This window comes from Comamonas sp. (assembly GCF_009360615.1).
Classification (GTDB): domain Bacteria; phylum Pseudomonadota; class Gammaproteobacteria; order Burkholderiales; family Burkholderiaceae_C; genus Comamonas.
In genome coordinates, this window is sequence record NZ_SPEY01000020.1 from 175583 (window position 1) to 201667 (window position 26085).

Consider the following 26085-nt stretch of genomic DNA (forward strand, 5'->3'; position numbering starts at 1 on the left):
GGCCACTCTCAGGGTTTGCGGTACTTGGCCTGCAGCTGGTGCAGAAGTCGCGTGGGGGTCATGCCGTGGCGTTGCTCCACGGTGATCAGCCAGCCGGTGCCGTGCCATTCCTGCACCACCTTGTCAATGGCGGCCAGGGTGTCGGTCTCACCCTTGCGCAGCCAGATCACGGAGGGCGAAGGGATGAGGTCGCTGGGCGATACGATGGCGTAGTCCTTCCAGTCGGGGTTGCCGGAAACCAGCTCGCGCAGCGTGGGACTTACATGCACGGCTGCCACGCAGTTGCCGCCCCTGAGGGCCAGCAGGGATTCGGGCTGGCCTCGGAAGGCCTTGATCTGGGCGCCATGCTTTTCGGTCAGGGGCCTGGTGAAGTTGCTACCCTGGGACAGGCACACGGGCTTGCCGCGCAGGTCCTCCCATTGGGCGATGCCGCTGCCTTTCTTGGCAATGGCCGCGCCGCCCACCTCTTCGAAAGGTGTGGGTACAAAACTCAGGATCTCGCTTCGCTCCTGGGTCCATTGCATGTTGGCGATGAGGATGTCGACCTTGCCCTGCTGCAGGAACTGCACGCGGTTGGACGGCTGGACCTGAACAGTCTCCACGGCCACGCCAAGGCCCTTGGCCACGCCTTCCGCCAGTTCCACGTTGTAGCCCACGTGTTTCTGTGTGGAGGGATCGATGCTGCCGAAGGGGGGACCCGAGAGCATCACGCCCACCACCAGCTTGCCGCGTTGCTTGACCTTGTCCAGTGTGGCATCGGCCTGGACGGGCAGCGCGATGGCCAGCGTGCAGAGGGCGGCGGCCGCAACCAGGCTGAGGTGCAGGAAGCGTTGACGGATCATGGCTTGGCTCCTTCCTTCCTGGTGGCCGCCTGAGCCTCGGCATGGACGGCGAAGTCGTAGGGTGCACGATCGAACTGGCCCTTGAGCGCGCGCTGATGGCGTTCGGCGATCCAGGTGTCGGGCACGCCGTTCTTGCGTGCGACCTGCAGCAGGAATCCCGAGCGGTGCCACTCCCGGACGGCCTTGTCGACCGTCGACTGGGTGTCTGCTTCGCCCTTGCGGGTCCAGATCACGGTGGGCGAAGGGATGAGTTGGTCGCGCGAGCCCACCAGCGCAAAGTCCTTCCATTCGCCTCCATGGGGGCCGTTCAGGGTTTCATGCAGGGCGGGCTGGATATGGACCGAAGCTGCGCAGGTGCCGCCTTTCAGGGCCAGCAAGGATTCTGGGATGCCGCGCAGGCCTTTCACCACGGCACCGTATGATTCGGCCAAGGGCCTGGCGAAGTTGCTGCCCTGGGAGACGCAGGCCACTTTGCCGCGCAGGTCTTCCCACTTCGTGATGCCGCTGGCCTTGGCCACCAGGGCGGCTCCACCGATCAGGTCGTAGGGCGTGGGCGCGAACGACAGGATTTCGCTGCGCTCCTGGGTCCACTGGATGTTCGCGATCAGGAGATCGACCTTGCCCGATTGCAGGAACTGCACGCGCGTCGACGCGGTCACAGGCACGGTTTCGAGCGTCACGCCCAGGCGTTTTGCGATGTCGGCCGCCAGTTCGGTCTGGTAGCCGCCCGTCTTGCCTGTGGCCGGGTCGAGCTTGCCGAATGGCGGGCTCGCACCGTCGATCCCCACGGACAGCTTGCCCCGTTGCTGGATCCTGTCGAGGGTGGCGTCGGCATGGGCGGGGGAGGCCAGTGCAAGCAGGGCGCTGAGGCAGGTCAGTGCAAGGGGGCGTCGAAGAAACATGGGAAATCCTGAAAGAAGGCAACAGGCCACCCTTCCTCCGACATACGGAAGAAAGGAAGGGGGCAGTAGAAAAGTGGCCGCAGCCGTGGGGTCAGCGAGCGGCGGCGGTCTTGAACTTGGCCTGCAGTTCCGGCAGCAGCGGGTTGGCGGGCGAAATGCCCACGCGTTTCTCGGTGGCGATCAGCCAGCCTGTACGGTGCCAGTCCTGCACCACCTTGTCGACGGCGGCGATGGTGTCTGCCTCACCCTTGCGTGTCCATACCACCGACAGGGCAGGCAGCACTTCGCTGGCGATCGGGGCCGTGTACTGGGCCCACTCGGGGTTGCTGCGCAGCAGGGGGTGGATGAGAGTGCTGTCGTGCACGGCGGCCACGCAGTTGCCCCCTTTGAGCGCCAGCAGTGAGTCAGAAGAGCTTTTATATCCCTGGACCTGGGCACCGTAGTCCTGGGACAAAGGCTTTGAATAGCTGCTGCCCTGGGATACGCAAACGGTTTTGCCGCGCAGGTCTTCCCATTTGTGGATCCCGCTGTCCTTGCGCACGGCCGCTGCGCCGCCCACGCGGTAGAAAGGCGTGGGCGCATAGCCCAGCACTTCGGCGCGGTCGGGGTTGAGTTCCATCGACGCGATCAGCAGGTCGACCTTGCCGGCCTGCAGAAACTGCACGCGCGTGGCCGTTTGCACCTGGACCAGGTCGGCTTCCACGCCCAGGCCCTTTGCCACGGCGCGTGCCAGCTCGGGATTCCAGCCAATGAGCTGCTGGGAGGAGGGGTCGATGGAGCCGAAGGGGCCGCCATTGACCAGCACTCCGATGCTGACCTTGCCGCGCTGCTTGATCTTGTCCAGTGTGGCGTCAGCGTATGCTGCATTGCAGGCAAGCGCGACGATGAGTGCTGCGGTGGCGGGGAGGAAGCGGGAAGTCTCAGGGGGGCGGGTGGAGTACATGGGGAGCCAAATGGAAAACAAGTGCCCATCTTGCGATGTCGTCCGGGCTGGGGCAACGAAGTTTTCCGCGCTTGCTTATGCATTTTCTGCCGACAGAGGGAGCACGCGTGGCTCGCCGGGCGCAGCTTGCCCGATCGGGTCGGTGTCCCCCGCCCGCAGCGGCGTGTTGCCCGTCGCCCGAAGCCCGGCGTCTGTCCATCCCTGTGCCGCAGGAGAGGTCCAGGCGATGTCGCTTGGCAGGGCTTCGCGCAGGTTGCTGGCGGAAGGCTTTCTCCGAAATGGCCGCCCTTGCGCAAAGGCGGCAGGGCCATTCCATCAGAGCCGTTCAGTCATTGGACCGCTGTCTGCGCGGAGATCGTGGAAGTGGATCAAGAGATGGGCTGACGGAGCCATACCTGTCAGGGCCTCATTGACCTGGGGTGCAGACCGGGAGTCGCCTGCGATAGCCGTCGATGAAACGCTCTCGGCTCCGACCTGAGGGGCGCGGCCCGCGCGCCCAAGAGGCCGTGAGGCGGCCGGGGGCCGCTGTCGTTCAGTTGACCAGCTGGATGCCTGTGTGCCCCTCGCGTTCCAGTTGCGCCACCAGGCCCAGCTCCCAGTCCAGGTAGTCGGTGAAGCCGGCGTTGCGCAGTGCCGGATCGCGGTGCAGATAGGGGCTGTAGGCATGGTCGTCGTCACCGGTGAGTACGCTTTCGCCGCCCTGGTCTGTGGGCAGACCTGCAGCGAGCCAGGCGCGGGTGCCGCCGCTGATGGCTCGGATGTCGCGCTGCGGGACCTGGCTGTTGCGTGTCGCGTGCGCGATGCCAGATGCCACGCTTTGCGCCAGCACGCCATCCGACGATGTCAGCAGCACGACCTGTTCTTGTGGCAGCGCTGCGATAAATTCGGCCAGCCTGCCGGGGGCGGCGAAGCGTGCCCCGGCGACATGGCGTTTTTCGTAGGCAGCGCGGCTTTCCACATCGAAGATCGCTGCTCGGCCTGCATCGGCCAACGCAGCGGCCTGCGGCGGTGCGACGTGCGGCGCCGGCGGGTCGGGGGTCAGCACGCGCACCGGCTCGGGGCCGGTGACTCGGAAGGCACCGGGTCCATGGCCTTGCGGCGTATACACGGCTACTTCCCAGCCAAGTTGTGCCAGCCAGGCCGCGGTGGTCAGTGCACGCACTCCGTCCCAGTCTGCCAGCACGATGCGCGCGCCGCGCGTGGCAGCGTACTCATCGGTCGCCTGCACCAGCTGCCCGCCAGGGGCCCAGCGCCAGCCATCAAGGTGGCCAGCCTCGTACTCTGCCTGGGTGCGAACGTCGAAGCGGTAGACCGTGCGTTCCCGGGCCTCGTCCAGCCAGCGTTCCAGCGTGGCCGCACTGATTCGTTGTACGCCGGCGCGTCGGGCCACGCTTTCGGCCCGTTCGCGTGCGCCAGCCAGGGTGTCGGGGGCTGGTTCGGGCAGCGGCGTGCGGCGGCCATGGGCCAGCTCGCGGCCCGTCAGCAGCCAATCCATGGTGCCGTTGCGCAGCGAGGCCACCCGGTTGGGGATGCCCGCGTCGATCAGTGTCTGCGCGCCAACGATGCTGCGTGTGCGGCCGGCGCAGTTGACGACGATGAAGGTGTCCGGGTCGGGGGCGATCTCGCCAATGCGGTAAACCAGTTCCGCTCCGGGCAGGCTGACTGCGAACGGGAGGCTGAAGTCTGCGAACTCCTCGGGGGTGCGGCTGTCCACCACGACGAGATTGTCGCCGCGTTGGACACGCTCTTCGAGCTCCCCGGAGGTGATCCATGGCGTGTGCTTCTCGTGCTCGATCACTTCACCGAAGGCCTTGCTGGGAACGTTGGTGCCGCGGAAGATCTCGTATCCCGAGGCGGCCCAGCCGTCCACGCCGCCGGCCAGCACCGACACGTTGGTCCAGCCAAGGCGGATGAGCTGGTGTGCAGCGGTGTGCGCCAGGGTTTCGTCGCTGTCCGTCACCACGATGCGTGTACTGCGACGTGGCACAAGTCGATCGACTTCGAGTGGCAATCGCCACAGTGGCGCGCTGGCGGCAAACAGAATGTGGCGGCGGGCAAAGACGCCGGCATCCCGGACGTCCAGCAGGGCGATCTCGGCGCCGTCGGCAAGCGCCGCCTTCAGAGAGTGCGGCGTGATGACGGCATGGCGAATGCCGCCCGGCGGGGCGAAGGTGCGGAAGCTGCCACCGCTGCGGCCCTCGAACACCACGCGCCCGGGCATGTGGTCCAAGCTGCGGCCATAGAAATGCAGGTGCAGGCTTGCCTGCTCGCCGACGAGCTCGATGGTGTGCACGTCGCTGGGGCTCAGGATCACCGAGCTGTCGCGAATCACATCCACCGTGTGTTCGGAGACAAGTGTGTCACGAGTCGGATCGGAGGTCTTGTCGCGGCGGTAGAACACGTTGCGCTCTACGCCATGCACGCCGGCGATGATGGCCCAGGTCGTGTGATCGTGCGGCGGCACAGCCTTTCCCGGCAGTCCGGCGGATGCATACAGTGCGTAGTGCCCGTCGGCGTCCTCGCTCAGGCGGTACACCACAGCGGGTTCTGCGTCCGTCACCGGGAAGTCTCCTGGCGGGAAAAGCGCGGTTTGCCGGCCCAGTGCCTCCAGGTGCCGGGCTACGGCCTGCAATTGCTCGCGTGTCGCGTTCTGAGGGTCGGGCACGAGTTGTCGGGCGATGTCGATGAAGTGAGCCACTGCTGCGGCGCGGTGGCTTCGGGTGTCGTCGGAATCGGGGGAGAGAGGAGGCTGGGGCATGGTATCGGGTGGGCCTGGGCGAAGGCGTTCTGGAACAGGTACGCCACGGTAGGCTCGGGGCTGCGTGCCTGCAACGAAGAATTCCGCTGATCGATATGCGCAGAACTTCGTTCCCTCGCAGGGGTGCAATGCCTAGATTGGCGAGCAGTCATAGCTCTTTTCGATTGCTCTCGATGCCTGTTTCCCGAACCACACTGATGCGCGTTGCCGCAAAGCTTCCCTTGATCCTGATGGCTGCGGCCGCTACGGCGTCATATGCCGAACCGGATGCATCGGCGATTCCCTGGCCGACCAAGCCGGTGCGCATCATCGTTCCGGTCGCGCCAGGCGGCAGCGCCGACAAACTCACGCGCACATTGGCCGACAGGCTGGGCACCTTGTGGGGCCAGTCGGTGGTGGTCGAGAACGTGCCGGGTGCCAGCGGCACCATCGGTGCGGCCAAGGCCGCCAAGGCCGCGCCTGATGGCCACACCCTGCTGCAGCAGGGGGAAGGAATGACGCTCAACGGCCTTCTGTTCGCCAAGCTGCCGTACGACTCGCAAAAGAGCTTCGCGCCCATCATCAAGGCGGTGGTCAACCCTCAGGTGCTTGTGGTCAACCCCTCCACCGGTCTGCACACCCTGGACCAATACATCGCGCAGGCCAGGGCGAAGCCCCAGAGCATCAGCGTGGCACTGCCCGGCAACGGCGGCATTGCCCACGTGGCGCACGAAATTCTCTCCCAAAGGACGGGGGCGCGGGTCAACTACATCCCATACTCTGGCGGAGGGCCCGCGACGCTGGATGTGCTGGGCGGTCATGCCGACGCTACCCTGATCACGCTCGCTGCGGTGACCGAGTACGTGCGTGCCGGCAAGCTGCGTGCTCTGGCTGTGACAACGCCGTACCGATCGGAAGCCCTGCCCGATGTGCCAACGGTGGCGGAGGCGGGCGTGCCCGGATTTGCCGTCGAAAGCTGGCAGGGATACTTCGCGCCGGCAGGTACGCCTCGGCAGGTCATCGAGAAAATCAACAGCGACATGCGTGCGGTATTGCAGGCTCCCGATGTCCGCGCGCAGTTGGAGAAGCTCGGTTTCAAGGTGGCGGGCGGTACTTCCAGGGATCTCGCCCAAAGCCTGCGTGCTGAACGCCCCTTCTATGCGAAGACCATCAATGCAGCGGGGCTGATGCAGCAGTGACGATGCGCAAGCTGATCAATCTCCAGGTCGCCAGACCGCTTCCAGGGTGGCTGCAAGGCCGCCAGGCGTTGGATGCGGGAATGGCCGCGGAGGTCTCAGACAGCCGAAACACCCGAGGTAGTTGAACCGCATGCATCGGTGGCTGCAAGTCACACGCGCAATAAAGATCGTGACGTGCGGTCCCTCGACGCTAATCCGTCCGGGGGAGCACGAATGCGCAGCAGGCCATGGAGTCCGGTAAGGCTGGGCCATCCGCCCATGACGCGGTGCAACGATCGACCCGAACGCTGGTCGATGCGTTGGCCGTTGCGGCCGCTTGCCATGCCAGGATCCCCCGGGACGCTCGCAACCTTTTCTCAAGAGCGGAATCTTCCTGCAGTGCAAGGATTGTCGTTCGTGGGCGCGGCATCGCGGAGATGTCGAACCCGTCCTCCTGCACGACTGTCATCAACATAGCGCCGACCCCGAGAGCCTAGCGATACATGACTTCGTCCGGTCAGTGCGCCTGGTGATGGCAACCGCAGACTCTCGGTCTGAAGCAACGGTGCAGGAGGCGGCGGTTTCCGCTCGCCATCGGCCATTGGCCATTGGCCGGGAGCGTGAGGTCAGCATGAACCCCTGCGCAGAGGTTTGATGCCGTGCGCATGGTTCTGTTGTCTGCGGAAGGGGGTCTGGATGAGTGGGGCTCGTAGCCTGGCGTGGAGAGCCGCCGTTTGGCCTTGAATGCGCGTCCCGGTACCTGGCGTCACCAGCCTCGTTGCGCGAGTTTCCGCTTCGCAGGGCGTGGAACCGTTTCGAGGGACGCATTCATGAAAATCGAGTCAATGGGCAGCGTCCGATCGATATGTTTCAAAATGGTTCAAATTGAATCAATTTATGTATTATTGGTCGCGCGCGTTTGCCGGATGAACGCAACATGCGGCTCCACGCGTAGAAAAAATCACTCTAACAAACCACCGAGAGAGCCAATTCATGAGACAGCCTCGACTTTTAGCCATCTCCCTGTCCACCTCAATGCTTTTAGGCTTGAGTGCTTGCGGGGGCGGGGGCGGCGGCGGCAGCGACACGCCTGTGCCCAAAACCACAACCACGTTTTCGGGCACTGCTGCCACTGGCGCCGCCATGAGCGGTGCCGCCATCAGCATCAGTTGCACGAAAGGTTCCGGTTCGGCCACGACCGCCGCCAACGGGAGCTATAGCGCCAGCCTGACGGACGTCACCTTGCCTTGCGCGCTGAAGGCCACCAGCGCCGATGGCAACACTGTGCTGTATTCGGTCACCACCCCCTCAGCCACGGCCAGCACCAGCCAGACGGCCAACATCACCCCGCTGACACAGTTATTGGTGGCGAAACTTGCCGGTACCGATCCTGCGTCGTTTTTTGCCAATCTCAACGCCGCTGCCAGCAGCGTGACCGCCGCCAGCGTGAGCTCGGCACAGACAGCGGTGCTGAACATCTTGAGCAATGCGGGCGTCAACGTGGCCAATGTCGGTGATCTGCTCGTGGGGGCGCTGGTGCCCGCCACGTCCAGCAGTAGCGGCAATGCCTACGACGTGGCTCTGGATGCCTTGGCTGGCGTGCTGCGCAGTTCAGGCACCAGCCTGAAAGAGCTGTCCACTGCGGTGGCCAGCAGCGATGCCACCCCGGCCTCCATCACCACCATGCTGGCTCCTGCAGCGAGCACCTGCACCGGTCTCAAAAGTGGCCAATACCACGCACTGGACAAAAGCCTGGCGACGATCACCGAGGCCGCTCAGCTGGTGACCGTGGATGCCGCGAAGCTGACGATTGCCCTGAACTCGGGAACCTTCGCTCTCACGGATGCCGGCAACTGCCACTTTACTTCGAGTGTGGCGGACTTCTACTTCGCGAAGTCTGGTGTCGGCGTGGCCGTGCCCACGGACAACAAAGTCCCCGTTGTACTGGTGCCCTCGCAGAAGACTGCCGTCAGCGAATTCGCAGGCACCTGGAACATCCTCTGGTACGGCAACCACGATGTGAATTCCTCCACCCAGGGCGTGGGCTATGCGGTGCAAACCCGCAATGCCGGCGGTGCAGTGACCTACGGTGCCGACTGCGCCGCACTTGATGCCTGCCTACCCTGGGCTGATGGGATCAACGACCAAGATTGGACGGACGGCAATGGCGGCAGCCACCATGGGCGAGACACTGTCATCGCGGGTGATGCAAGCAGTACATGGTGGGTCGATGGCTATGGAACACGGCTGTTCCCGTTCAAGAACGGCGAAGGCAAGCTGGTCGTGTTTGTGCTCGGCAAGAACAGTGACTCCAACGGCCTGGGCACCATGGCCAGGCAATCGGCCACGAGCCTGCCTGTCGTGAACCAGGTGGACAAGTTCTGGGACTTCACGGTGGTTGGCGGTGCAGTCAGCGGCAGCCCGACTGACACCACAATGACCATCCAGACCGTTGACGCGGCCACCAGCAGCTACACGCGCAAGCGCGGCTCCGATGGGCGTGTCGATGGATTCACCATCAACAAGCCCCGGGACGGGCTGCGCTACAAGCCGGCAGGCAGCAGCGTGCTGAACGATGGCATCACCACCGTCAACTACCGCGCGGCGATCGTCATGCCCCTGGGCATCGGCATTTCCGTCTCCGGCGTACCCGATGGCCGCGACAGCTTCGGCATCAGCGTGACCCATCCCTGACGTGACGATTCGGTATCCGGCCCTGGCTGCTTCACGGCGCCTGGGCCGGTGCTCGAACAGAGCCAGGGTCGCACGATGCGGTGTCTTCCGAAGGAGAGCGGGCGCATAGCCTCGCCAGGGCGGCTCTTGCCGGGCGGCTTCTGGCCTGTTTGCTGACGTGCCTCGCGGGTTCATTGTCCCAGGATTGAACCGCCAGACCGATGCGGGCTCGCTGTCTCCTGCCGGGTGCAATTCTCGAGACTCGGCGCTGCGCAGGGGGTGCTTGCCTGTCATCTGGTGACTGCATCGCTGTGCTCGACGTGCGTGCCGGGCGAGCCGAGGGACATGCCTCGATCAAGCTCCCCGGTATCCGGCACGTCATTGATCCAGGCCTGTCGCCGAGTCGATTGTCCGCCGGGGGCCGTACGGGTGTGCATTCGTCCTCCGGCATCCGGCACCCGCGCTCGCGCTCGCCGCAGCGCGCACGCAGTCGATGCAACACGGGCGTTGAACACCTCGGCACATATCTGCCATGAATGCCGCTGGATATGATGTCTCCACAGGCAACCCGCCTGCTGTGCGACGGGGGCGCGGTGGTTGCGAGGGGCAGGAAGACCGTCCCGCATCCAGCATGTAGCGCCTGGGCGCTGTGGTTGACGTCGCTCGCCGATGCCTGAAGATTCTTTCTCAACCAGACCTTGAAAGTCTCACATGTCCAAGAAAATCTTCGTCAACCTGCCCGTCGCCGACCTGGCGAAAGCCAAGTCCTTCTATGACGCAATCGGCGCCGTCCACAACCCGCAGTTCAGCGACGGCACCGCCGCCTGCATGGTCATTTCCGACAGCATCTATGTGATGCTGCTCACGCACGCGAAATGGGCCACGTTTACCCAGAAGCCGATTGTCGACGCACACGTTTCGAGCGAAGTCATGCTGTGCCTCAGTGCCGACGACCGCGCGGCTGTCGACGTCATGGTCGAGGCTGCTTCCGCCCACGGGGGCAAGGCGGACGTGAATCCCCCGCAAGACCATGGCTTCATGTACGGGCGCAGCTTCGAGGACGTAGACGGCCACATCTGGGAGATCATGTTCATGGACATGAGCCAGATGCCTCAGGGCTGAGACACGTCCGGCCATAGGCGACGCGGACTTTTTCCGGCCCGCAAGAGGCCGGGATTGCGTAGGAGGGCCGCTTCCTGCGATGCCGGTGTATCCACGCAATGGGGCATTGGCAGACATGGACTTGGGTCATTCATGGATATGGCGTCTGTGCTTCTTCCTGTGTGTCGCCATTCTTGAGAAATCACGCAGCGGCGCGTGAATTCTGATCGAGAGCACTTTCTGGCCGGAAGACCGTTTGCACGCCTACGTCACCTTCAAGCTCTCGAAGCGGTGGAGCGAGGGCAAGCGGCAAATCGAGTCGGTCCCTGGTGAGGGATTGCCCGCTGCCTGCAGCAGCTCCCTGGTGCCGTTCGGACAAGCAGTGCGTCACAGCGCGAGCAGGCCGGCCCGGCCGGGCTTCGGTCAGGGTCGTCATGTCTCTTTCGCCGAACTGGAGAAGCCGCTTCGCTGTACATGGCGGGCCAGGAAGTCAAGAAATATCCGGGTCTTGAGAGGCAGGTGCGTGCGGTGCGGGTAATAGGCATAAAAGCCGGGAAAGCTCGCCCGATAAGGTTTCAGCACCTCGATCAGCTGGCCGGATTCGAAGGCGTCGCTCATGGATTCGCGCCAGCCGGTCATCAGACCGATGCCGTCGAGGGCCGCGCGCATGCCCGTCTCGCCATGGTTGACGGTCAGCGGGCCGTTCACGGCGCGCTCGCTCAGTTTTCCGCCGATATTGAATTCCCATTTGTAGACGGCGCCGCTGCTGCTCATGCGGTAGTTGATGCACTGATGCCGCTCCAGCTCGTCGGGGTGCTGCGGAGTGCCATGTGTCTGGAGGTAGGCAGGGGATGCGCCGAAGCACATGGTCAGATCCTGCGTGAGCGGCATCGCCACCATATCGCCCTCCAGCGATTCGCCATTGCGGATACCGATGTCGAAACCTTCGCGCACGATGTCCACGAAGCCGTCGTCGTAGACCAGCTCGACATGGATGTGCGGATGGTGTGCAAAGAATTCCGCGAGCATGGGTTCGACCAGCACCCTGCCGGCAGGGTGGGAGATGGTCAGGCGCAAGCTACCCCCTTCTACGCCGGCCTGGAGCTGAAGATCCTCGGTCGCCTCGCGCAAGTTGATGAGGGCCGGTGAAATACGCTCCAGATAGCTTCGTCCTGCCTCCGTCAGATTGACGCTGCGCGTGGTTCGATCGAACAGGCGGACATCCAGACGGGTTTCCAGCTTCTTGATGGTTTGGGACAGCGCAGCCGGCGTGACTCCCATGGCATGGGCCGCATAGGTCAGGCTGCGATGCTGGGCCACCTGCTCAAAGGCTGCCAGAGAGGCGAGAATTTCGGGCTTCATGCGGTCTATTTTTAAGTAAAGCTTAATAACATAGATAGATTGCGTGGCTTTTTCTTTTGCATTCTCTGGCGCACACTGCTCCTGCTTCGTGCCCCCATGCTGGTGCGGTAGTTCCCGTGTCGAAAAGTCCAGAAGAAAGCCCCCATGCCTGTCAAATTCACTCTCAACGGCAAGCCCGTATCGGCCGATGTGGATCCCTCAACGCCCATCCTCTGGACCTTGCGTGACACGCTGGGTATGACCGGAACCAAGTTTGGTTGCGGCATGGCCCTTTGCGGTGCATGCACCGTCCATCTGAACGGACAGGCCATACGATCGTGCATCACGCCCATCTCGGCAGCGCAGGGGCAGAAGATCAGCACCATCGAGGCGCAGGCTGCAGACAAGGTAGGCAAGGCTGTGGAGGATGCATGGGTGCGCCACGACGTGGCGCAATGCGGCTATTGCCAGAGTGGGCAGATCATGAGCGCCATCGCGTTGCTCAAGGGCAACCGCCGGCCCAGCGATGCCGATATCGATGCAGCCATGGCGGGCAATATCTGCCGCTGCGGAACCTATGCACGCATCCGTGCAGCCATCCACGATGCGGCCAAAGACCTGTCGGCCTGAAGAAGAAGGAGTACATCCCATGCCTGTTCCTCAGCATTTTTTTGCAGACCTGCCCCAAGGCCTGCGCACACTTGCCGCTGCCACGCCGGATGCCGGACCGAAGCTCGAGCGACGCGAGTTTCTCAAGCTGGCGACGGCCTCGGGTTTTGCGCTGGGTATATTCCCCGCCGCTGCACCAGCCCAGACGGGGAGCGACGAGCAGGCGGCTGCCGGTGCGCTCAAACCCACACAGCAGCCCTCGGCTTTCGTGAAGATCGGGCGAGATGGTGAGGTCACGATCACGATCAATCGTCTGGAATTCGGCCAGGGCGTTCAAACAGGCCTGCCCATGGTGCTGGCCGAAGAGCTGGACGCCGATTGGTCCAAGGTGCAGGGCGTGCACGGCAATGCCGATCCCGCCTATGTGGACCCGGTCATGGGAATGCACTTGACGGGCGGCTCCACGGCCATCAAGAACTCCTATGCCCAGTACCGGGAGCTGGGTGCGCGTACCCGCGCCATGCTGCTGGCCGCGGCGGCCAGGCGCTGGGGAGCGGACCCGCAGTCCTTGCGCACCCAGGCTGGGCAGGTGATCGGCCCGAAGGGCAAGAAGCTGGCTTACGGCGAGCTGGCCGATGAAGCCATGAAGATGCCGGTTCCGCAGCATGTGGTGCTCAAGGACGCCAAGGACTTTCGCATCATCGGCCGGGCTACCGGCCGGCTTGATGCGCGTGCCAAGTCCAGCGGAAGGCAGTCCTACGGCATCGACATGCATCTGCCTGGAATGCTGACAGCAGTGGTGGCGCATCCGCCGGTGTATGGCAGCAGGATCCAGTCAGTGGACGATGCGGCAGCCAAGGCCATCAAGGGCGTGCGCGCGGTACTGCGTGTGCCCAGTGTGTGGGGAGGCGAGCTGGTCGCCGTGCTGGCCGATGGCTATTGGCCTGCCAAGCAAGGACGCGATGCCTTGAAAGTCCAATGGGACAGCAGCGCGGTCGGCAAGGTCGATTCGGCTCGGCAGCTCGCTCAGTATCGCGACCTTGCCCGGCGGCCCGGTGCGCTGAAATTTGATGCCGATGTCTCGGCGCTTCGCGGTGCAGCGCACAGAATCAGTGCCGAGTATGTATTCCCCTATCTTGCCCACACTCCCATGGAGCCGCTGAATTGCACGGTCCGTGTGACAGGAGCGGGCAAGGACGCCAGGGTCGAGCTCTGGCTGGGTACGCAGGCTCCGGGCTGGGAAGTGGCAACGGCTGCGCGCGTGCTCGGTGTGGCACCGCAGAATGTCCGCGTCCATGTGCAGATGGCAGGCGGTGGCTTCGGGCGCCGTGCCAACCCGCGCAGCGACTATGTGGCCGAGGCCTGCGAGATTGCCAGGGCTGCCGGGGCGTCTGGCATTGACGCCCCGGTGCGCATGATCTGGAGCCGTGAGGACGATGTCAAAGGGGGCTATTACAGGCCCATGCATGTGCATCGCGCCGAAATAGGTTTCGACGAGACGGGGCGGGTGGTTGCCTGGGACCATGTGATCGTGGGCCAGTCGCTTGCCAAGGGCACGGCGTTTGAAGGTTTCATGCTCCAGAACGGCGTGGATACCACCACGGTCGAAGGCATGAAGGAGCCGTATGAGCTGCCGATGCGGCTGTCGGTACATCATCCCGAACTCAATGCACCGGTGCTCTGGTGGCGTAGCGTGGGATCGACCCACACGGCCTATGTGATGGAGACCCTGATTGACGAGATTGCGCGGACAGTCAAGCAGGATCCTGTCGCATATCGGCTCCAGCAGTTTGGCGACCGGCATCCACGCCACAAGGCAGCGCTGCAGCTGGCGGTGGAAAAGTCGGGCTATGGAAAGCGGCAGCTGGCGCAGGGCAGGGCCTGGGGGGTGGCCGTGCATCAGTCCTTCGACTCGGTGGTGGCCTATGTGGTGGAGGCATCCGTGACTGAGGGCGTTCCCAAGTTGCACGCGGTCACCGCCGGCGTGCATTGCAATCTGGCGGTCAATCCTCGCAGCGTGGAGGCGCAGGTACAGGGTGGAGCCTTGATGGGCCTTGGCATGTGCCTGCCCGGTGCTGCGATCACCTTCAAGGATGGCCAGGTGGAGCAGGGCAATTTCAATGATTACACCGTGGCCCGCTTGACGGACATGCCTGCGATCGCCGTGCATATCGTGCCCAGTGCGGACGCCCCGACCGGCATGGGTGAACCAGGTGTGCCGCCGCTGGCACCGGCCTTTGCCAATGCGGTCGCCAGTCTGAGCGGACATACCCCACGAGAGCTTCCTTTCCCCAAAGTCTAGACACTCCAGGCCAGGGACTGCATCATTCGAAGAGCTCCCGCTGAGAGGAGGTCAGGGTGGCGAAGTCCTCGCCGAGGGGGAACAGGATCGAGTCGGCGATCGGCTTGATCTGTTTCGCCAGATAGTGTTCGTAATCGATGCGCGAGCGGCGGATTTCCAGGGGCTCGGGGCCATTCCTGGTCATGAGGTACTGGATCCAGCCCCCGTTCTGGTATTGCCGGGGCCTGCCCAGGCGGTCGTTGTACTCATCCGCGATGCGAGCGGCACGCACCTGCGGCGGCACGTTGCTCACATAGGCATCCAGTCGGTGTCGCAGGCGCTTGCGGTAGATGAGCAGCTCATCCTTCCTGCCCTCCAGGGTCGCTCGGGCGTATTCGATGACGAACTCGCGGTAAGGGGCGGCCTGGAAGACGCGGGAGAGCAAGCCCTCCTGGAACTGTCTGGCCAGCGGCGTCCAGTCGCTGCGTGCCATCTCCAGACCTCGATAGATCATCGTTTCCTTGCCCGCCAGGTCGATGCTCAGGCCGGCGTAGCGTTTCTTGCTGCCGACGTCCGATCCCCGGATGGTGGGCATGAAGAACTTCTTGTAGTGTGTGTCGAACTCGATTTCGAGAAAGCTCTCCAGGTCCTGCTCCTGTCTCAGGGTTTGCGTCCACCAGGCATTGATGTCTCTGGCCAGCTCCGCCGCGACGGCGTGCGCCTCCTCGTTGGTATGGGGGCGCCTGAGCCAGATGAAAATGGAGTCCGTGTCCCCGTAGATGACTTCGTAGCCGCGTTGCTCGACCAGGTCGCGGGTGAGCTTCACCATCTCATGGCCGCGCAAGGTGATGGCCGAAATCAGCTTGGGATTGAAGAATCTGCACTCCGAAGCTCCCAGCACTCCCGCGAACGAGTTCATCACCAGCTTGAGGGCCTGGGACAAGGGTTCGTTCTTGACGCGTTTGGCCTCGTCGCGGGCTTGCCACAGACGGGTCACGATTTCAGGCAGGCCATGCTTCTCGCGTGAGAACAGCGTGCCCAGGGGACCCTTGATGAGCCCCTGGGAGTCTTGGGCATGAGAGCCTTCGGCAAGCCCCACTGGATCCACGAGAAAGGTTCGAATGATGGAGGGATAGAGGCTTTTGTAGTCGAGCACCACCACGGAGTCATAGAAGCCGGGCTTGGAGTCCAGTACATAGCCGCCCGGTGAGGACTTGCCCTGGATATCGCCTACGTTGGGAGCCACATAGCCCAGGCGATGCATGCGCGGCAGATAGTGGTGGCTGAACGAGGCGATGGAGCCTCCGAAGTGATCGAGCTGAAGTCCCGTGGCATGGGCTCGTTCCATGGCAAACTGCAGCAGCTTCGCCTTTTCGAAGATGCGCAGCACGAGTTCGCAGTCCCGGAGGTTGTAGCTGGCGAGCGCAGGCTTGTCCTGCCGAAAGCGTCGCTCAATCTCTGCCATCTTGTCGTATTCGTTTCCGATCTCCTTTCCCTCGCCCAGGAGTTCCTGAGAGACATTCTCGAGGCTGAAGGAGGAAAAGCTCCAGACGGCGGCCCTGAGCGCCTCGATGCCATCGATCACCGCCCGGCCTGGCATGGGCGCGAAAAGATAGCCTTGCTTGCCCGGGTGTGCGCGCCATGCGATGGGCGTTCGCTCCCGCCCCAGCAGCAAAGGCATCGCGCAGTCGTCCGCCGTCTTTTGCAGCACGCGCAGGTCGAACTGAATGACATTCCAGCCAACGATGACATCCGGGTCGTTGCGCGCAAACCAGTCATTGAGATGCCAGATCATCTCCTGGCGGCTGGAGCAGTACACGAGTGCAAAGCCCGTCGCCGGTTCATGCCCGCAAGCGGGCTGCCCGAGCATGAACACCACGCGCTCTGCCATGCCGTCCAGGGCAATGGAATACAGATCCTGGTGCTGGCTCGTCTCGATGTCCAGCGACACCACTTTGAGTGCGGGTCTGAAATCGGGTGCCGGGACCAGCCGGCAGTCCAGCAGCGCGGCATTTTCGGTGCGGCCGCCGTGTACCGTGACGCCTGCAGTGATGAAGCGCTCCATCAGGTAGCGTTCATGGGGGCGCACGTCGGCCTCCAGAAGCGGGATGCCTTTGTGCTGGAGAGCGCGTTCAAGCCGCCTCAGTTGGCGGAAGTTTTTCGCATAGATGCCCAGAACCGGCTCTTGCTGAAAACTTCGTAGCGAGAGTTCGCGCAACGCGACTCCAGGCGTGGCTGAAAGCTGCGCATCCACTGCGGCTCTGTGCCGCGTCTCGACGAAGGCCACGGAGGTCTGAGCGGTCACAAGTACCTTCAGCGGGCCGTCATCCGTGGCCAGCCAGTATTCAAGCTCGGCACCCGCCGGTGTGTCCCGCCAGTTGCGGGTAAGAATGAATCCCTGGCGTTCTGGAGATGACACGAAAGGCGAAGTAAAGCGAAGATGACTGTCTTGAAACGGATCTCAAGGACCTGGCCGGATGCGGCGGCTTGAGCTTGCCGAGCAAGCCCTCTGTGATGCAGCGGCACTGGCGAAATGATACCCAGCATTCCGGGCCGGGTCTTCCAACAGCGCAGCCTTGGCCAGTGCAAGCCAGAGAGCCGTCCTGTGCCGAAAAGCCGACCATTGCTCCAGGGGCGACTGCGAAGCGGCCCCGCCGCGCACGCATGGCCGGAGCTGGTATCCGGAACATCGGCCTCCGCCCGGAGCTCGGGGGGCGCCGTCAATCCATCTGTCCGTCCAGGTCCAGAAGGGTGGCGGCCAGCACCTGGGTGCCGGCCAGGACCTGCCCAGGGGACGCCCACTCCGCAGCGCTGTGACTGCGCCCCTCAAGACAGGGGATGAAGATCATTCCCGAGCATCCGGCTTGGGCAAGATACATGGCATCGTGGCCGGCTCCGCTCGGCATGCGCCGACAGCCCAGGCCCAGTCCACGCGCGGATCGCTCCACGGCCGCAGTGATCTCCGGTGCGCAGGGGACGGGGTCCACATGGGTGCGGTGCTCCACCCGCCATAGCACACGCAGTCGTTCGATGGCCGGGCCACAGCGCCGCGCCAGCGTGTCCCAGAATTCCTGCAGCAAGGGGGCGTGGTTGCTGCGCACTTCCAGCATCAGGTCCACCCGGCCAGGCACGGTGTTGCTGGCGTTGGGCGAGACGTTCAAGCGACCAACCGTGGCAACGACGTAGTGAGTGGTGCTGCGGCTACACTGCAGCGCCAGGCGTTGGGCCTGGCGAATCACTATGGCCGCAGCCACGAGAGCATCGCTGCGTTCATGCATGGGCGTGGTCCCTGCATGATCGGGCCGGCCGTCGAAGAAGCACTGAGCGCGGCGTATGCCCACGATGTCGGTCACCGCACCGATGGCCAGGCCTTCACGCTCCAGCATGGGCCCTTGTTCGATATGCAGCTCTACAAAGGCGGCAAAGCCTTGCTGGCGGCGGTCGGCTTCGGCCAGAGCCTCCGGGCGGGCACCCAGGCGTTGCAGGGCCTGGCCCAGGGTGTCGCCCTGGCCGTCGCTGGCGGCGAGCATGTCTGCGCCAAGCTGGCCGACCATCGCCCGACTTCCGACACAGGAGATGCCGTAGTCACTGGGCTCTTCGCAGAGGAAGTCGATCACCTCGAACGGGTGCTTCAGCGTGATGTCCGCCTCCTGAAGTGCATGTGCCACTTCAAGGCCCGCCAGCACCCCCAGAATGCCGTCGAAGCGTCCGCCGGCGTTCACCGTGTCGGTGTGCGAACCCGTGGCCAGGGGCTTGAGGTCATCGCAGCGGCCCGGGCGTCGACCGATGAGGTTGCCGGCCGCATCCAGGCGGACCTGCAGGCCTGCGGCCTCGAACGCTTCGCGTAACCAGGTTCGTGCGGCCGTGTACTCGGGACTGAAGGCACGGCGGGTCCAGGGTATATCGGGGCGGGTGAATCCGGCGAGCTCTTCAAGTCGACGCCACAGGCGGTCGCCGTCAATCGGCAGCAGGGCCGGGGATGGGCGGGAGGAGGTAGATACATTCTGCATGGAGTAATCTTCGCCGGGTATTGACCCACAAGGAATCTTTGGATGTTTATGCAAGGTATTAGTGAAACTTTGGCCAATGCCCCAGGCCTGACCTTGCTGAGAAGCTTTTGCCTGGTCGTGCAGGAGCGCAGCTTTTCACAGGCAGCGGAGCTGTTGCAGCTATCCCAGCCGGCGGTCAGCCTGCAGGTGCGACAACTGGAGCGCCAGCTCGGCACACGCCTCATAGAGCGCGTGGGGCGGCGTGCCGTTCCGACGGCGGCGGGGCAGACCTTGCTTGAGCAGCTGCCAGCGGTGACCGTGGCGCTGGAAGGTCTGGCACATGCGATGAGTGCGCATATTCGAGAGGTGAACGGACAGGTGCGTATCGGAACGGGCCTGACAGTGTGCCTCTACCTGTTGCCCGCCGTGCTGCGCCAGATACGGATCCGCCATCCAGGCATCGATATTGTGGTGGTCACGGGCAATACCGACGAGTGCCTGAAGCGCGTGGAGGACAACAGTCTGGATCTGGCTCTGGTGACTCTGCCAGTCAATCGTCGTGCCTTGCTGGCGACGCCCGTGCTGCACGATGAACTGGTCGCCGTAGCCCGCCCGGACATGCTGACGTCGAGTGATGCGGTTGCTGCCCGAGAGCTGAGCACCCTGCCTCTGCTTGCCCTGCAGAAGTCAGCCAGTACGCGCGGCGTGGTCGATGCCTGGCTGCGCCGTGCCGGTGACGTCCCGCATCCCCAGATGGAGCTGGACAGTGTCGAGGCGCTCAAGGAGATGGCCGCCATCGGCTTGGGCTATGCCGTGGTTCCGCGAATGGCCATGCAAGGCCGAGGAGCTCGGGATGACCTGGTCTCGTGCCCTCTGACGCCCAGGTTGGAGCGAACGCTGGCCATGGTGTTGCGCAAGGACAAGCCCCTGAGCCGTCCCCTGTCGTTGGTTTGCCAGAGCATCCAGGAGCACTGTGCCGCGTGGGCGAAGCAGGCAAAGGGCTCCAGCGCTTTCGCAACGAGCCCGAGCCCATGCAGCGTCGCTTGACGGAGCTGCAGAGCGAGGCTCAAGGCGGGGATCAAGGGCCGGGCAGCCACATGCGAGCCTTGAGGTTCTCGAATACCTGGCGTGTGATCGGATTGACCACATGGCTGCGGATATACAGTTTGTAGACCAGGTCCGGCAGCGGCGGCATGCCATCGCCGCTGCCCAGGACGCGAAGGCCCGGGTCCAGCTGCTCTACGCCGCGCGCAGTCACTCCCAGGTCGGCGCGCAATGCCGCGCGGATGCCGACCAGACTGGTACAGGTATGGCGGGGTGTCCAGTCGATTTCGGCCGCATCCAGAGCATCGCAAGCCAGGCGGCGGAAAATGCTCGGCCCACTCGCCAGTACCAGGGGCACGGGCTTGCCGGGATCGTGCACATAGTTCGCGCCGCACAACCAGACCGTGGGGCTGGAGCGCAGCGGGAAGCTCTCGAATGTGGTGTCGTCGCGATTGGAGATCACCAGATCCAGTTCTCCCTGCTTCAGCGACTCCATCAGGAAAGGGCTGCGTTCCATGTGGATGTCGATCTGCACCCCGGGGAATTTCAGGGCAATTTCTTTCAACACCGGAGGAAGCACGGTGTCTGCAACGTCATGCGGAGCGCCTATGCGCACCAGACCTTCCAGATGATGGTGTCTGAGGCTGCTGATCGCTTCGTCGTGGATGGCCAGCATGCGCTGGGCATAGCCGAGCAGGCGCTGGCCGTGCGCGGTCAGACGCTTTTGGCGTCCCTGCTTTTCAAATAGTGTGTGTCCTACCTTGTCTTCCAGGCGCTGCATTTGCTGGGTGATTGCCGATTGCGTGCATCCCAGCTGCACGGCGGCAGCAGCGAAGCTCTGCTGGCGGGCAATGGTCGCCAATGTGCGCAGCTGGTCCAGATCCAGTGTGTCCATAGATAAGTTTCTCTTAAGTATATGGTTGAGTTTATGGGATTGTTTGCGTTAGAGTCGCCCGCTACATTGGTTGTCATTCAACCAAGGAGTCTGCTTTGTCCACGATGAGAGAACAACGTAACAGTGCCGTCGAGGCGGCAATTTCGGCGATGAAGAGTGCAATCGGCAATGACCCAGCGTCACGTCAGAGCCTTGAGAAAGTTCTTGAGCGGCTAATGGAATTGGCCGGGCAAAAGCAGCTTTGGGGGGCCGAGGACTTTCCTGCTCCCGAAGAGGGTGAACACCAGGCACGCTATTTGATTGCCGAAGATGCGGATCAGAGCTACGCGCTTTACCTGAACGTGATGCGCCCCGGCAAGCGCATCGTGCCGCACAACCACACGACCTGGGCCTGCATTGCAGCGGTGGAGGGCACGGAGCACAACCGTGTCTACGAACGCACGGACGATGGATCGGTTCAAGGCAAGGGCACGCTGGAAGAGGTCGATCTGGTGGTCGTGCAGCCAGGCCGCGGTATTGCCCTGATGCCCGAGGATATTCACTCCGTGGAAATCCGGGGCGAGCAGGTCATCCGTCATCTGCATATGTATGGCAGGGCGCTGGAGACACTCAATGCCCGCACCAGCTACGACTTGCAGGCAGGTACCTGCCAGACCATGTCGATCGGTGTTCAGACGCGTCGCTGATGCGCTGCTGAGCCGCTAGACCTTATCCCCCTTGTATTGCGACGCACTCGTGGAAGTGTGTGGGCGCAGCCTTGCCTGAAATTCGAGAAATCAACTGTTATGACGCAATTTGCCGACGCCTCAACTCTCAAGTCCTGGCTTCACGATGGCCGGGAAATCGCGGTACTGGATGTGCGTGAGCATGGACAGTATGGCGAAGCGCATTTGTTCTACGGCATTCCCTTGCCCTATAGCCGTCTTGAAATCGATGTGCCTCGACTGGTGCCGCGCAAGTCCGTGCGCGTGGTGGTCTATGACAGCGGAGAAATCGATACGGAGAACGTGGCCTTGCGAGCGGCGCAGCGCTTGCAGGATCTGGGCTATACCGATATTCATGTGCTGGAAGGCGGCACGAAAGCCTGGCGGGCCGCAGGCTACGTGCTGTTTGCCGGCGTGAACCTTCCCTCCAAAACGTTCGGCGAGCTGGTGGAGCACGCCTATGGAACGCCACGCATCACGGCGCAGGAGCTGGCCGCCAGGCAGGCCTCGCGAGAACCGCTCGTCATTCTGGATGGGCGGCCGGTGTCCGAGTTTCACAAGATGAACATACCCGGTGCCGTATGCTGCCCCAACGGCGAACTGGCCTACCGTATCCGCTCGCTGGTGCCCGATGACAGCACGCCTGTCATCATCAACTGTGCCGGGCGCACGCGCTCCATACTCGGTGCCCAGACCTTGATCAATCTGGGGATCTCCAACCCTGTCTATGCCCTGGAAAATGGCACTCAAGGCTGGTATCTGAACGATCTGCCACTGGAGCATGGAGGCACGAGCCGCTATGCCGACAACTCGGGCAGTGACACGCTCAAACTGCAGGCGCAACAGCTGGCGCATCGTTTTGAAGTGCCTTTCGTGACCGCTCGGACGGTTGCGCGATGGGCATCGGAGGGAGACAGGAGCCTGTTCCTCTGCGATGTACGCACGCACGAGGAATTTGCCGCCGGAAGTCTGCCGGGCGCGCAGCACACTCCCGGGGGGCAACTGGTCCAGGCCGGTGATCAGTTCATCGGTGTCCGCGGCGCCCGCCTGGTGCTATTCGATAGCGATGGCATACGCGCTGCAGTGATCGCCAGCTGGCTGCGCCAGATGGGGCACGACGCCAGCGTGCTGGTCGATGGACTGCATAGCGGGCTGAGACTGGAGAGTGCCTCCGGTTTTGCCGCACCGGAACTGCCCTTGGTGACGGTCGCCGAGCTACGGTCCCGCCTTGAGCGCGACGAAGTCCTGCTGGTTGATCTGCGGCCAAGCATGAAATATCGCGCCTCGCATGTCCCGGGTGCGCTCTGGTCGATTCGTTCGCGTCTGGCCCGGAACTTGCGTGATGAAACGCGCGCCATCGTGCTGGTGGCGGATGAGCCGGCGCTGGCGCAATGGGCGTCGCTGGAGCTGCCGAAGCCCGCCGCGCTGCTGCAAGGGGGAATGGCCGCGTGGCAGCAAGCCGGCTTGCCGCTGGAGGCGAGTGCCAACCTTCCCGCAGATCACGACTGCATTGACTACCTGTTCTTCGTGCACGACCGCCACGACGGAAACAAGGATGCCGCTCGCCGATATCTGGCCTGGGAAACCGGTCTGGTTCAGCAGCTCGATGCACAGGAACTCGCTGCATTTCATCTGCCGTCTCCTGTCGCTGCGCTCTCCAGTGATGCCTGATCGCACCAACCGCTTCACACCCTACGGAAGAAAATCATGTTCGCCATTCGTTCTTTGGCTGTTGTTCTCATGGGCGCCGTGCTTGTTGCGCAGGTGCAGGCGCAAACCCTGGCGCAACGCCATGGCTTTCCAAGTCAGCCGATCCGCTTTGTCTCGCCGTTTCCACCCGGCGGAGGCAACGATGCAACCACGCGCTGGGTCGCCACCCGCCTGCCAGAGCTCACCGGGCAGCCTGCGGTCGTCGAAAACAAGGGAGGTGCGGGCGGCAACATAGGCGCAAAAGCAGTGACGGAAGCCAAGGCGGACGGATACACGCTATTGACGGGGCAGGTTTCGCTGATGGCCGTGAACCCTACGCTCTACAGGACGCCGGGCTTTGATCCGCTCAAGAACTTCATCCCGGTCACACAGGTCAATGCGGCACCGCTTGTGATTGTGGTTGCCGCAGGGTCGCCTCTGAAAAGCTTCGCCGATCTGGCGGCAAAGTCCAAGGCCGAACCCGGCAAGATCACCTATGCCACGCCAGGCAACGGTACCTTGTCGCATCTGGTAGGCGTCGTCCTGGGCAAGGAAAGCCATGTGGCCATGACCCATGTGCCCTACAAAGGGGCCGGCCCGGCCATCAATGACTTGCTGGGTCTGCAGGTCGATGTGCTGATTACCTCGACCTCCTCGGTCGCGGGCATGATTCAGGGGGGGCAGATTCGTGCCCTGGCAGTGACCAGCCCGCGACGGGTCGGTGTATTCGGCAAGGTGCCGACCCTGGAGGAGCTGGGCTATAAAAACACCACTTTTGAAGACTGGTACGGCTTTTTTGCGCCAGCAGGAACGCCACCCGAGCGCGTGGCCTATCTGAACGAGGCAATTGTCAGGACGCTGCAAAAGCCGGAGGTCAGCAAGCTGGTCACCGAGGGGGGCAGCGAAGTGGTGGCGAGCAGTCCCGAGGCTTTTGCGGCTCAGCTCAACAGTGACATCAAGCGCTGGAGCTATGTGGTCAAACTCTCCGGCGCCAAGCTGGATTGACGAGGAATTCAGGGCATCACATGACGACCAAGAACCGGCAAGCTTCGAGTGAAGGCCTGGGCACGCGACTGGCGCACATGGGCAGGTCGCCTGCCTATGCGGGCGGTACGCCCGTCAATCCGCCCATCGTCCGGGCCAGTACGGTGGTATTCGAGAGCACCCTTCAGCAACGTGAAATGCGCGCCCGGCGAGGGCAAGAGCGCATCTTCAGCTACGGTGCGCGCGGTACGCCCACCAGCTTTGCCCTGGAAGATGCGGTCAGTGAACTCGAGGGCGCCTACCGCACCCGACTTCTGCCTACGGGGCTGGCCGCGGCAAGCATGGCCTTGCTCAGCTACCTCAAGCCGGGCGATCATGTCCTTATCACTGACAGCGCCTATCAGCCGGTGCGGCACCTGACCGAGCAGTTCCTGCAACCCTACGGCATCGAATACAGCTTTTTTGCTGCCGATGGCAGCGACGCCGCCGCCAAAATGCGCCCTAACACTCGAATGCTGTATGCCGAGTGTCCAGGCTCCCTGGTGTACGAAATGTGCGACCTACCTGCACTTGCGGCCATGGCGCATGCGCACGGAGCCCTGGTGGCGGTCGACAACACCTGGGGATCCGGGGTGCAGTATCGTCCCCTGTCCCTGGGGGCAGACGTCTCCATCATGGCCGCAACCAAGTATCTGTCAGGGCATTCGGACGTCATGATGGGGACGGTTGCCACCACGCAGGCTGCCTGGGAGCCCTTGGCGAGCCGTTGCGACGCATTCGGCATGAGTGTGAGCCCCGATGATGCTTGGCTGGTTCTGCGCGGCTTGCGCACCTTGTCGGCGAGGCTGCGCATGCATGAAGAACATGCCTTGACGGTGGCCCGCTGGCTGGAAGAGCAGCCGGCAGTACAAACCGTTTTCTGCCCGGCACTTCCCGGACACAAGGGACATGATCTTTGGCGCAGGGATTGTTCGGGCACGAATGGCCTGATTTCCTTCGAACTCCCACCATGCATTCCGGCCGAGGTCGTGGACCGTTTCATCGACCACCTGCAACTGTTCGGGCTGGGGGCTTCATGGGGCGGTTATGAGAGCCTGGCAATCGCGGCACACATGACACAGGCACGCAGCGTAGCGGACTGGAGTCGGCGCGGTTCGGTCGTGCGACTGCATATCGGCCTGGAGGAGCCGCAGGATCTGATCTCGGATCTGGCCCGAGCGATGGAGGACTCCGGCATGAACGGGCTGGCCATGCGTGCCTGCTGAGTTTCTGAGGACGCTTTGAAGAGACTTCCCGCAAGGCGGACACCGGATTGCAGCGGATACACGGATGCAGTGTTCCCAGGTATCTGGTCCGAGGCCTAATCCAGCCACGGTGCCACATCCTTGCACATGCGCACGGCCAGCTTCTTGAGCCGCGGAAGATAGCGCTCAAGCAGTTCTTCCTTGACAACCGCAGTCTTGGGAAAGACCAGGTTCAGGCCCCCGATGAGACGACGTCCGCTTTTCAACGGCACTGCAACGGCTCCGAAGGGCGCCTGTTGGTGCCAATCACCATCGCTGATGCCATATCCGCGCTGGCGGGTCTCATCAATCAGACGCTCCACTGCGGCCCTATCCCTTGCCATGGCTCCTGTCGCATCGTCCCGCTGTGCGAGAAGTGAAAGCAAGCCCTCCTTCTCATCGCTCGAGCAGGAGGCCAGGTAGGCCCGTCCCATCGCGGTGAAGAAAAGCGGCAGCTTTTCTCCGATCATTCCGCGATGCTGAGACAAACGGCTGAAACGGTGCGTGCTTTCACGCACGACCATAAAGCCGCCTTCCACGGTTCCCAGGTCGCAGGGCCAAAGCAGTTCGGGCACTGCCGCACGCATCAGAGGCAATGCGACTTGTTCCACCCAAGCATCATCGACAAGCCCTTCGCTCAGACTGCGGACTGCGAAAGTCAGGTAGTACTGTCCGTCTTTCTCACCCCTGCGCACATAGCCCTCCGCCCGCAAGGTCTCCATCAGTCGCTTGACGGTGGTGCGATGAATGCCGCAGGCCTGTGCCAGTGCTGAGGTTGATGCGATGCCGCCCGGGGCTCTGTTCATTGCCTGCAGCAGAGCCAGGCCTCGCGACAAACTGCGTACATCCTTGTAGTCGTTCATGGGTCTGTGCTCGATGGTCAGGAGTTT

At 63.2% G+C, this 26085-nt stretch carries 19 protein-coding genes; 10 read left to right on the forward strand and 9 right to left on the reverse strand.

Going from position 1 to position 26085, the window contains the following annotated elements; translation table 11 throughout:
- Window positions 1-8: 8 nt before the first annotated feature.
- The 4 genes from E2583_RS06230 to E2583_RS06245 form a co-directional block, all read right to left on the reverse strand.
- Complete coding sequence (locus E2583_RS06230) at window positions 9-842, reverse strand: transporter substrate-binding domain-containing protein (protein WP_291594054.1); 834 nt, start codon at window positions 840-842, stop codon at window positions 9-11.
- Window positions 839-1744: a transporter substrate-binding domain-containing protein gene (locus E2583_RS06235; RefSeq protein ID WP_291594055.1), complete on the reverse strand. Its 906-nt coding sequence runs from the start codon at window positions 1742-1744 to the stop codon at window positions 839-841. Before E2583_RS06235 ends, E2583_RS06230 begins: the two co-directional genes overlap by 4 nt.
- A gap of 91 nt (window positions 1745-1835) precedes the next feature.
- Window positions 1836-2687 (reverse strand): transporter substrate-binding domain-containing protein, encoded by an 852-nt coding sequence (locus E2583_RS06240; protein ID WP_291594056.1) that lies wholly within the window; start codon window positions 2685-2687, stop codon window positions 1836-1838.
- Window positions 2688-3219: 532 nt separating this feature from the next.
- The gene (locus E2583_RS06245; RefSeq protein WP_291594058.1) at window positions 3220-5445 is read right to left on the reverse strand and encodes a rhodanese-like domain-containing protein; all 2226 of its coding nucleotides are present in this window, start codon (window positions 5443-5445) and stop codon (window positions 3220-3222) included.
- A gap of 230 nt (window positions 5446-5675) precedes the next feature.
- Here E2583_RS06245 and E2583_RS06250 point away from each other — a divergent pair, with 230 nt between their 5' ends.
- The 3 genes from E2583_RS06250 to E2583_RS06260 all read left to right on the forward strand — a co-directional run bounded on the left by E2583_RS06250 (window position 5676) and on the right by E2583_RS06260 (window position 10397).
- Window positions 5676-6623 carry a tripartite tricarboxylate transporter substrate binding protein gene (locus E2583_RS06250; protein ID WP_291594342.1) on the forward strand — a complete coding sequence of 316 codons (948 nt, stop codon included), beginning with the start codon at window positions 5676-5678 and terminating at the stop codon, window positions 6621-6623.
- A gap of 1071 nt (window positions 6624-7694) precedes the next feature.
- A complete protein-coding gene (locus E2583_RS06255) occupies window positions 7695-9296 on the forward strand; it encodes a hypothetical protein (RefSeq protein ID WP_291594060.1) in 1602 nt (533 codons plus the stop codon).
- Window positions 9297-9986: 690 nt separating this feature from the next.
- Window positions 9987-10397 (forward strand): lactoylglutathione lyase, encoded by a 411-nt coding sequence (locus tag E2583_RS06260; RefSeq protein WP_291594061.1) that lies wholly within the window; start codon window positions 9987-9989, stop codon window positions 10395-10397.
- Between the two features lie 411 nt (window positions 10398-10808).
- Here E2583_RS06260 and E2583_RS06265 read toward each other — a convergent pair whose 3' ends face one another.
- Window positions 10809-11738 carry a LysR family transcriptional regulator gene (locus E2583_RS06265; protein ID WP_291594063.1) on the reverse strand — a complete coding sequence of 310 codons (930 nt, stop codon included), beginning with the start codon at window positions 11736-11738 and terminating at the stop codon, window positions 10809-10811.
- A gap of 144 nt (window positions 11739-11882) precedes the next feature.
- Between E2583_RS06265 and E2583_RS06270 the strand changes: the two genes are divergently transcribed.
- Window positions 11883-12347 carry a (2Fe-2S)-binding protein gene (locus E2583_RS06270; protein WP_291594065.1) on the forward strand — a complete coding sequence of 155 codons (465 nt, stop codon included), beginning with the start codon at window positions 11883-11885 and terminating at the stop codon, window positions 12345-12347.
- A 19-nt stretch (window positions 12348-12366) separates the two neighbouring features.
- Complete coding sequence (locus E2583_RS06275) at window positions 12367-14628, forward strand: xanthine dehydrogenase family protein molybdopterin-binding subunit (protein ID WP_291594067.1); 2262 nt, start codon at window positions 12367-12369, stop codon at window positions 14626-14628.
- Window positions 14629-14650: 22 nt separating this feature from the next.
- Here E2583_RS06275 and E2583_RS06280 read toward each other — a convergent pair whose 3' ends face one another.
- Both E2583_RS06280 and E2583_RS06285 read right to left on the reverse strand, forming a co-directional pair.
- Window positions 14651-17026, reverse strand: coding sequence for a DNA polymerase II (locus E2583_RS06280; protein WP_291594068.1), 2376 nt, complete (start codon window positions 17024-17026; stop codon window positions 14651-14653).
- A gap of 301 nt (window positions 17027-17327) precedes the next feature.
- Window positions 17328-18617 carry a Zn-dependent hydrolase gene (locus E2583_RS06285; RefSeq protein ID WP_291594070.1) on the reverse strand — a complete coding sequence of 430 codons (1290 nt, stop codon included), beginning with the start codon at window positions 18615-18617 and terminating at the stop codon, window positions 17328-17330.
- 42 nt (window positions 18618-18659) lie between these two features.
- On the opposite strand from E2583_RS06285, the gene E2583_RS06290 reads away from it, so the two are divergent.
- Window positions 18660-19643, forward strand: a complete 984-nt coding sequence (locus E2583_RS06290) for a LysR family transcriptional regulator (RefSeq protein ID WP_291594072.1) — start codon at window positions 18660-18662, stop codon at window positions 19641-19643.
- Between the two features lie 31 nt (window positions 19644-19674).
- Here the strand turns inward: E2583_RS06290 and E2583_RS06295 are convergent, their stop codons facing one another.
- Window positions 19675-20535: a LysR substrate-binding domain-containing protein gene (locus E2583_RS06295; protein WP_291594074.1), complete on the reverse strand. Its 861-nt coding sequence runs from the start codon at window positions 20533-20535 to the stop codon at window positions 19675-19677.
- 95 nt (window positions 20536-20630) lie between these two features.
- Here E2583_RS06295 and E2583_RS06300 point away from each other — a divergent pair, with 95 nt between their 5' ends.
- From E2583_RS06300 to metC, 4 genes are all read left to right on the forward strand, one after another.
- Complete coding sequence (locus E2583_RS06300; protein WP_291594075.1) at window positions 20631-21221, forward strand: cysteine dioxygenase family protein; 591 nt, start codon at window positions 20631-20633, stop codon at window positions 21219-21221.
- 99 nt (window positions 21222-21320) lie between these two features.
- On the forward strand, window positions 21321-22910 hold the full coding sequence (locus tag E2583_RS06305; protein WP_291594076.1) for a rhodanese-like domain-containing protein: 1590 nt from the start codon (window positions 21321-21323) through the stop codon (window positions 22908-22910).
- A 69-nt stretch (window positions 22911-22979) separates the two neighbouring features.
- The gene (locus E2583_RS06310; protein ID WP_291594344.1) at window positions 22980-23933 is read left to right on the forward strand and encodes a tripartite tricarboxylate transporter substrate binding protein; all 954 of its coding nucleotides are present in this window, start codon (window positions 22980-22982) and stop codon (window positions 23931-23933) included.
- Window positions 23934-23953: 20 nt separating this feature from the next.
- Window positions 23954-25177: a cystathionine beta-lyase gene (metC, locus tag E2583_RS06315; RefSeq protein ID WP_291594077.1), complete on the forward strand. Its 1224-nt coding sequence runs from the start codon at window positions 23954-23956 to the stop codon at window positions 25175-25177.
- A 95-nt stretch (window positions 25178-25272) separates the two neighbouring features.
- Here metC and E2583_RS06320 read toward each other — a convergent pair whose 3' ends face one another.
- Window positions 25273-26058 (reverse strand): DNA-binding transcriptional regulator, encoded by a 786-nt coding sequence (locus tag E2583_RS06320; protein ID WP_291594078.1) that lies wholly within the window; start codon window positions 26056-26058, stop codon window positions 25273-25275.
- Window positions 26059-26085: the final 27 nt, after the last annotated feature.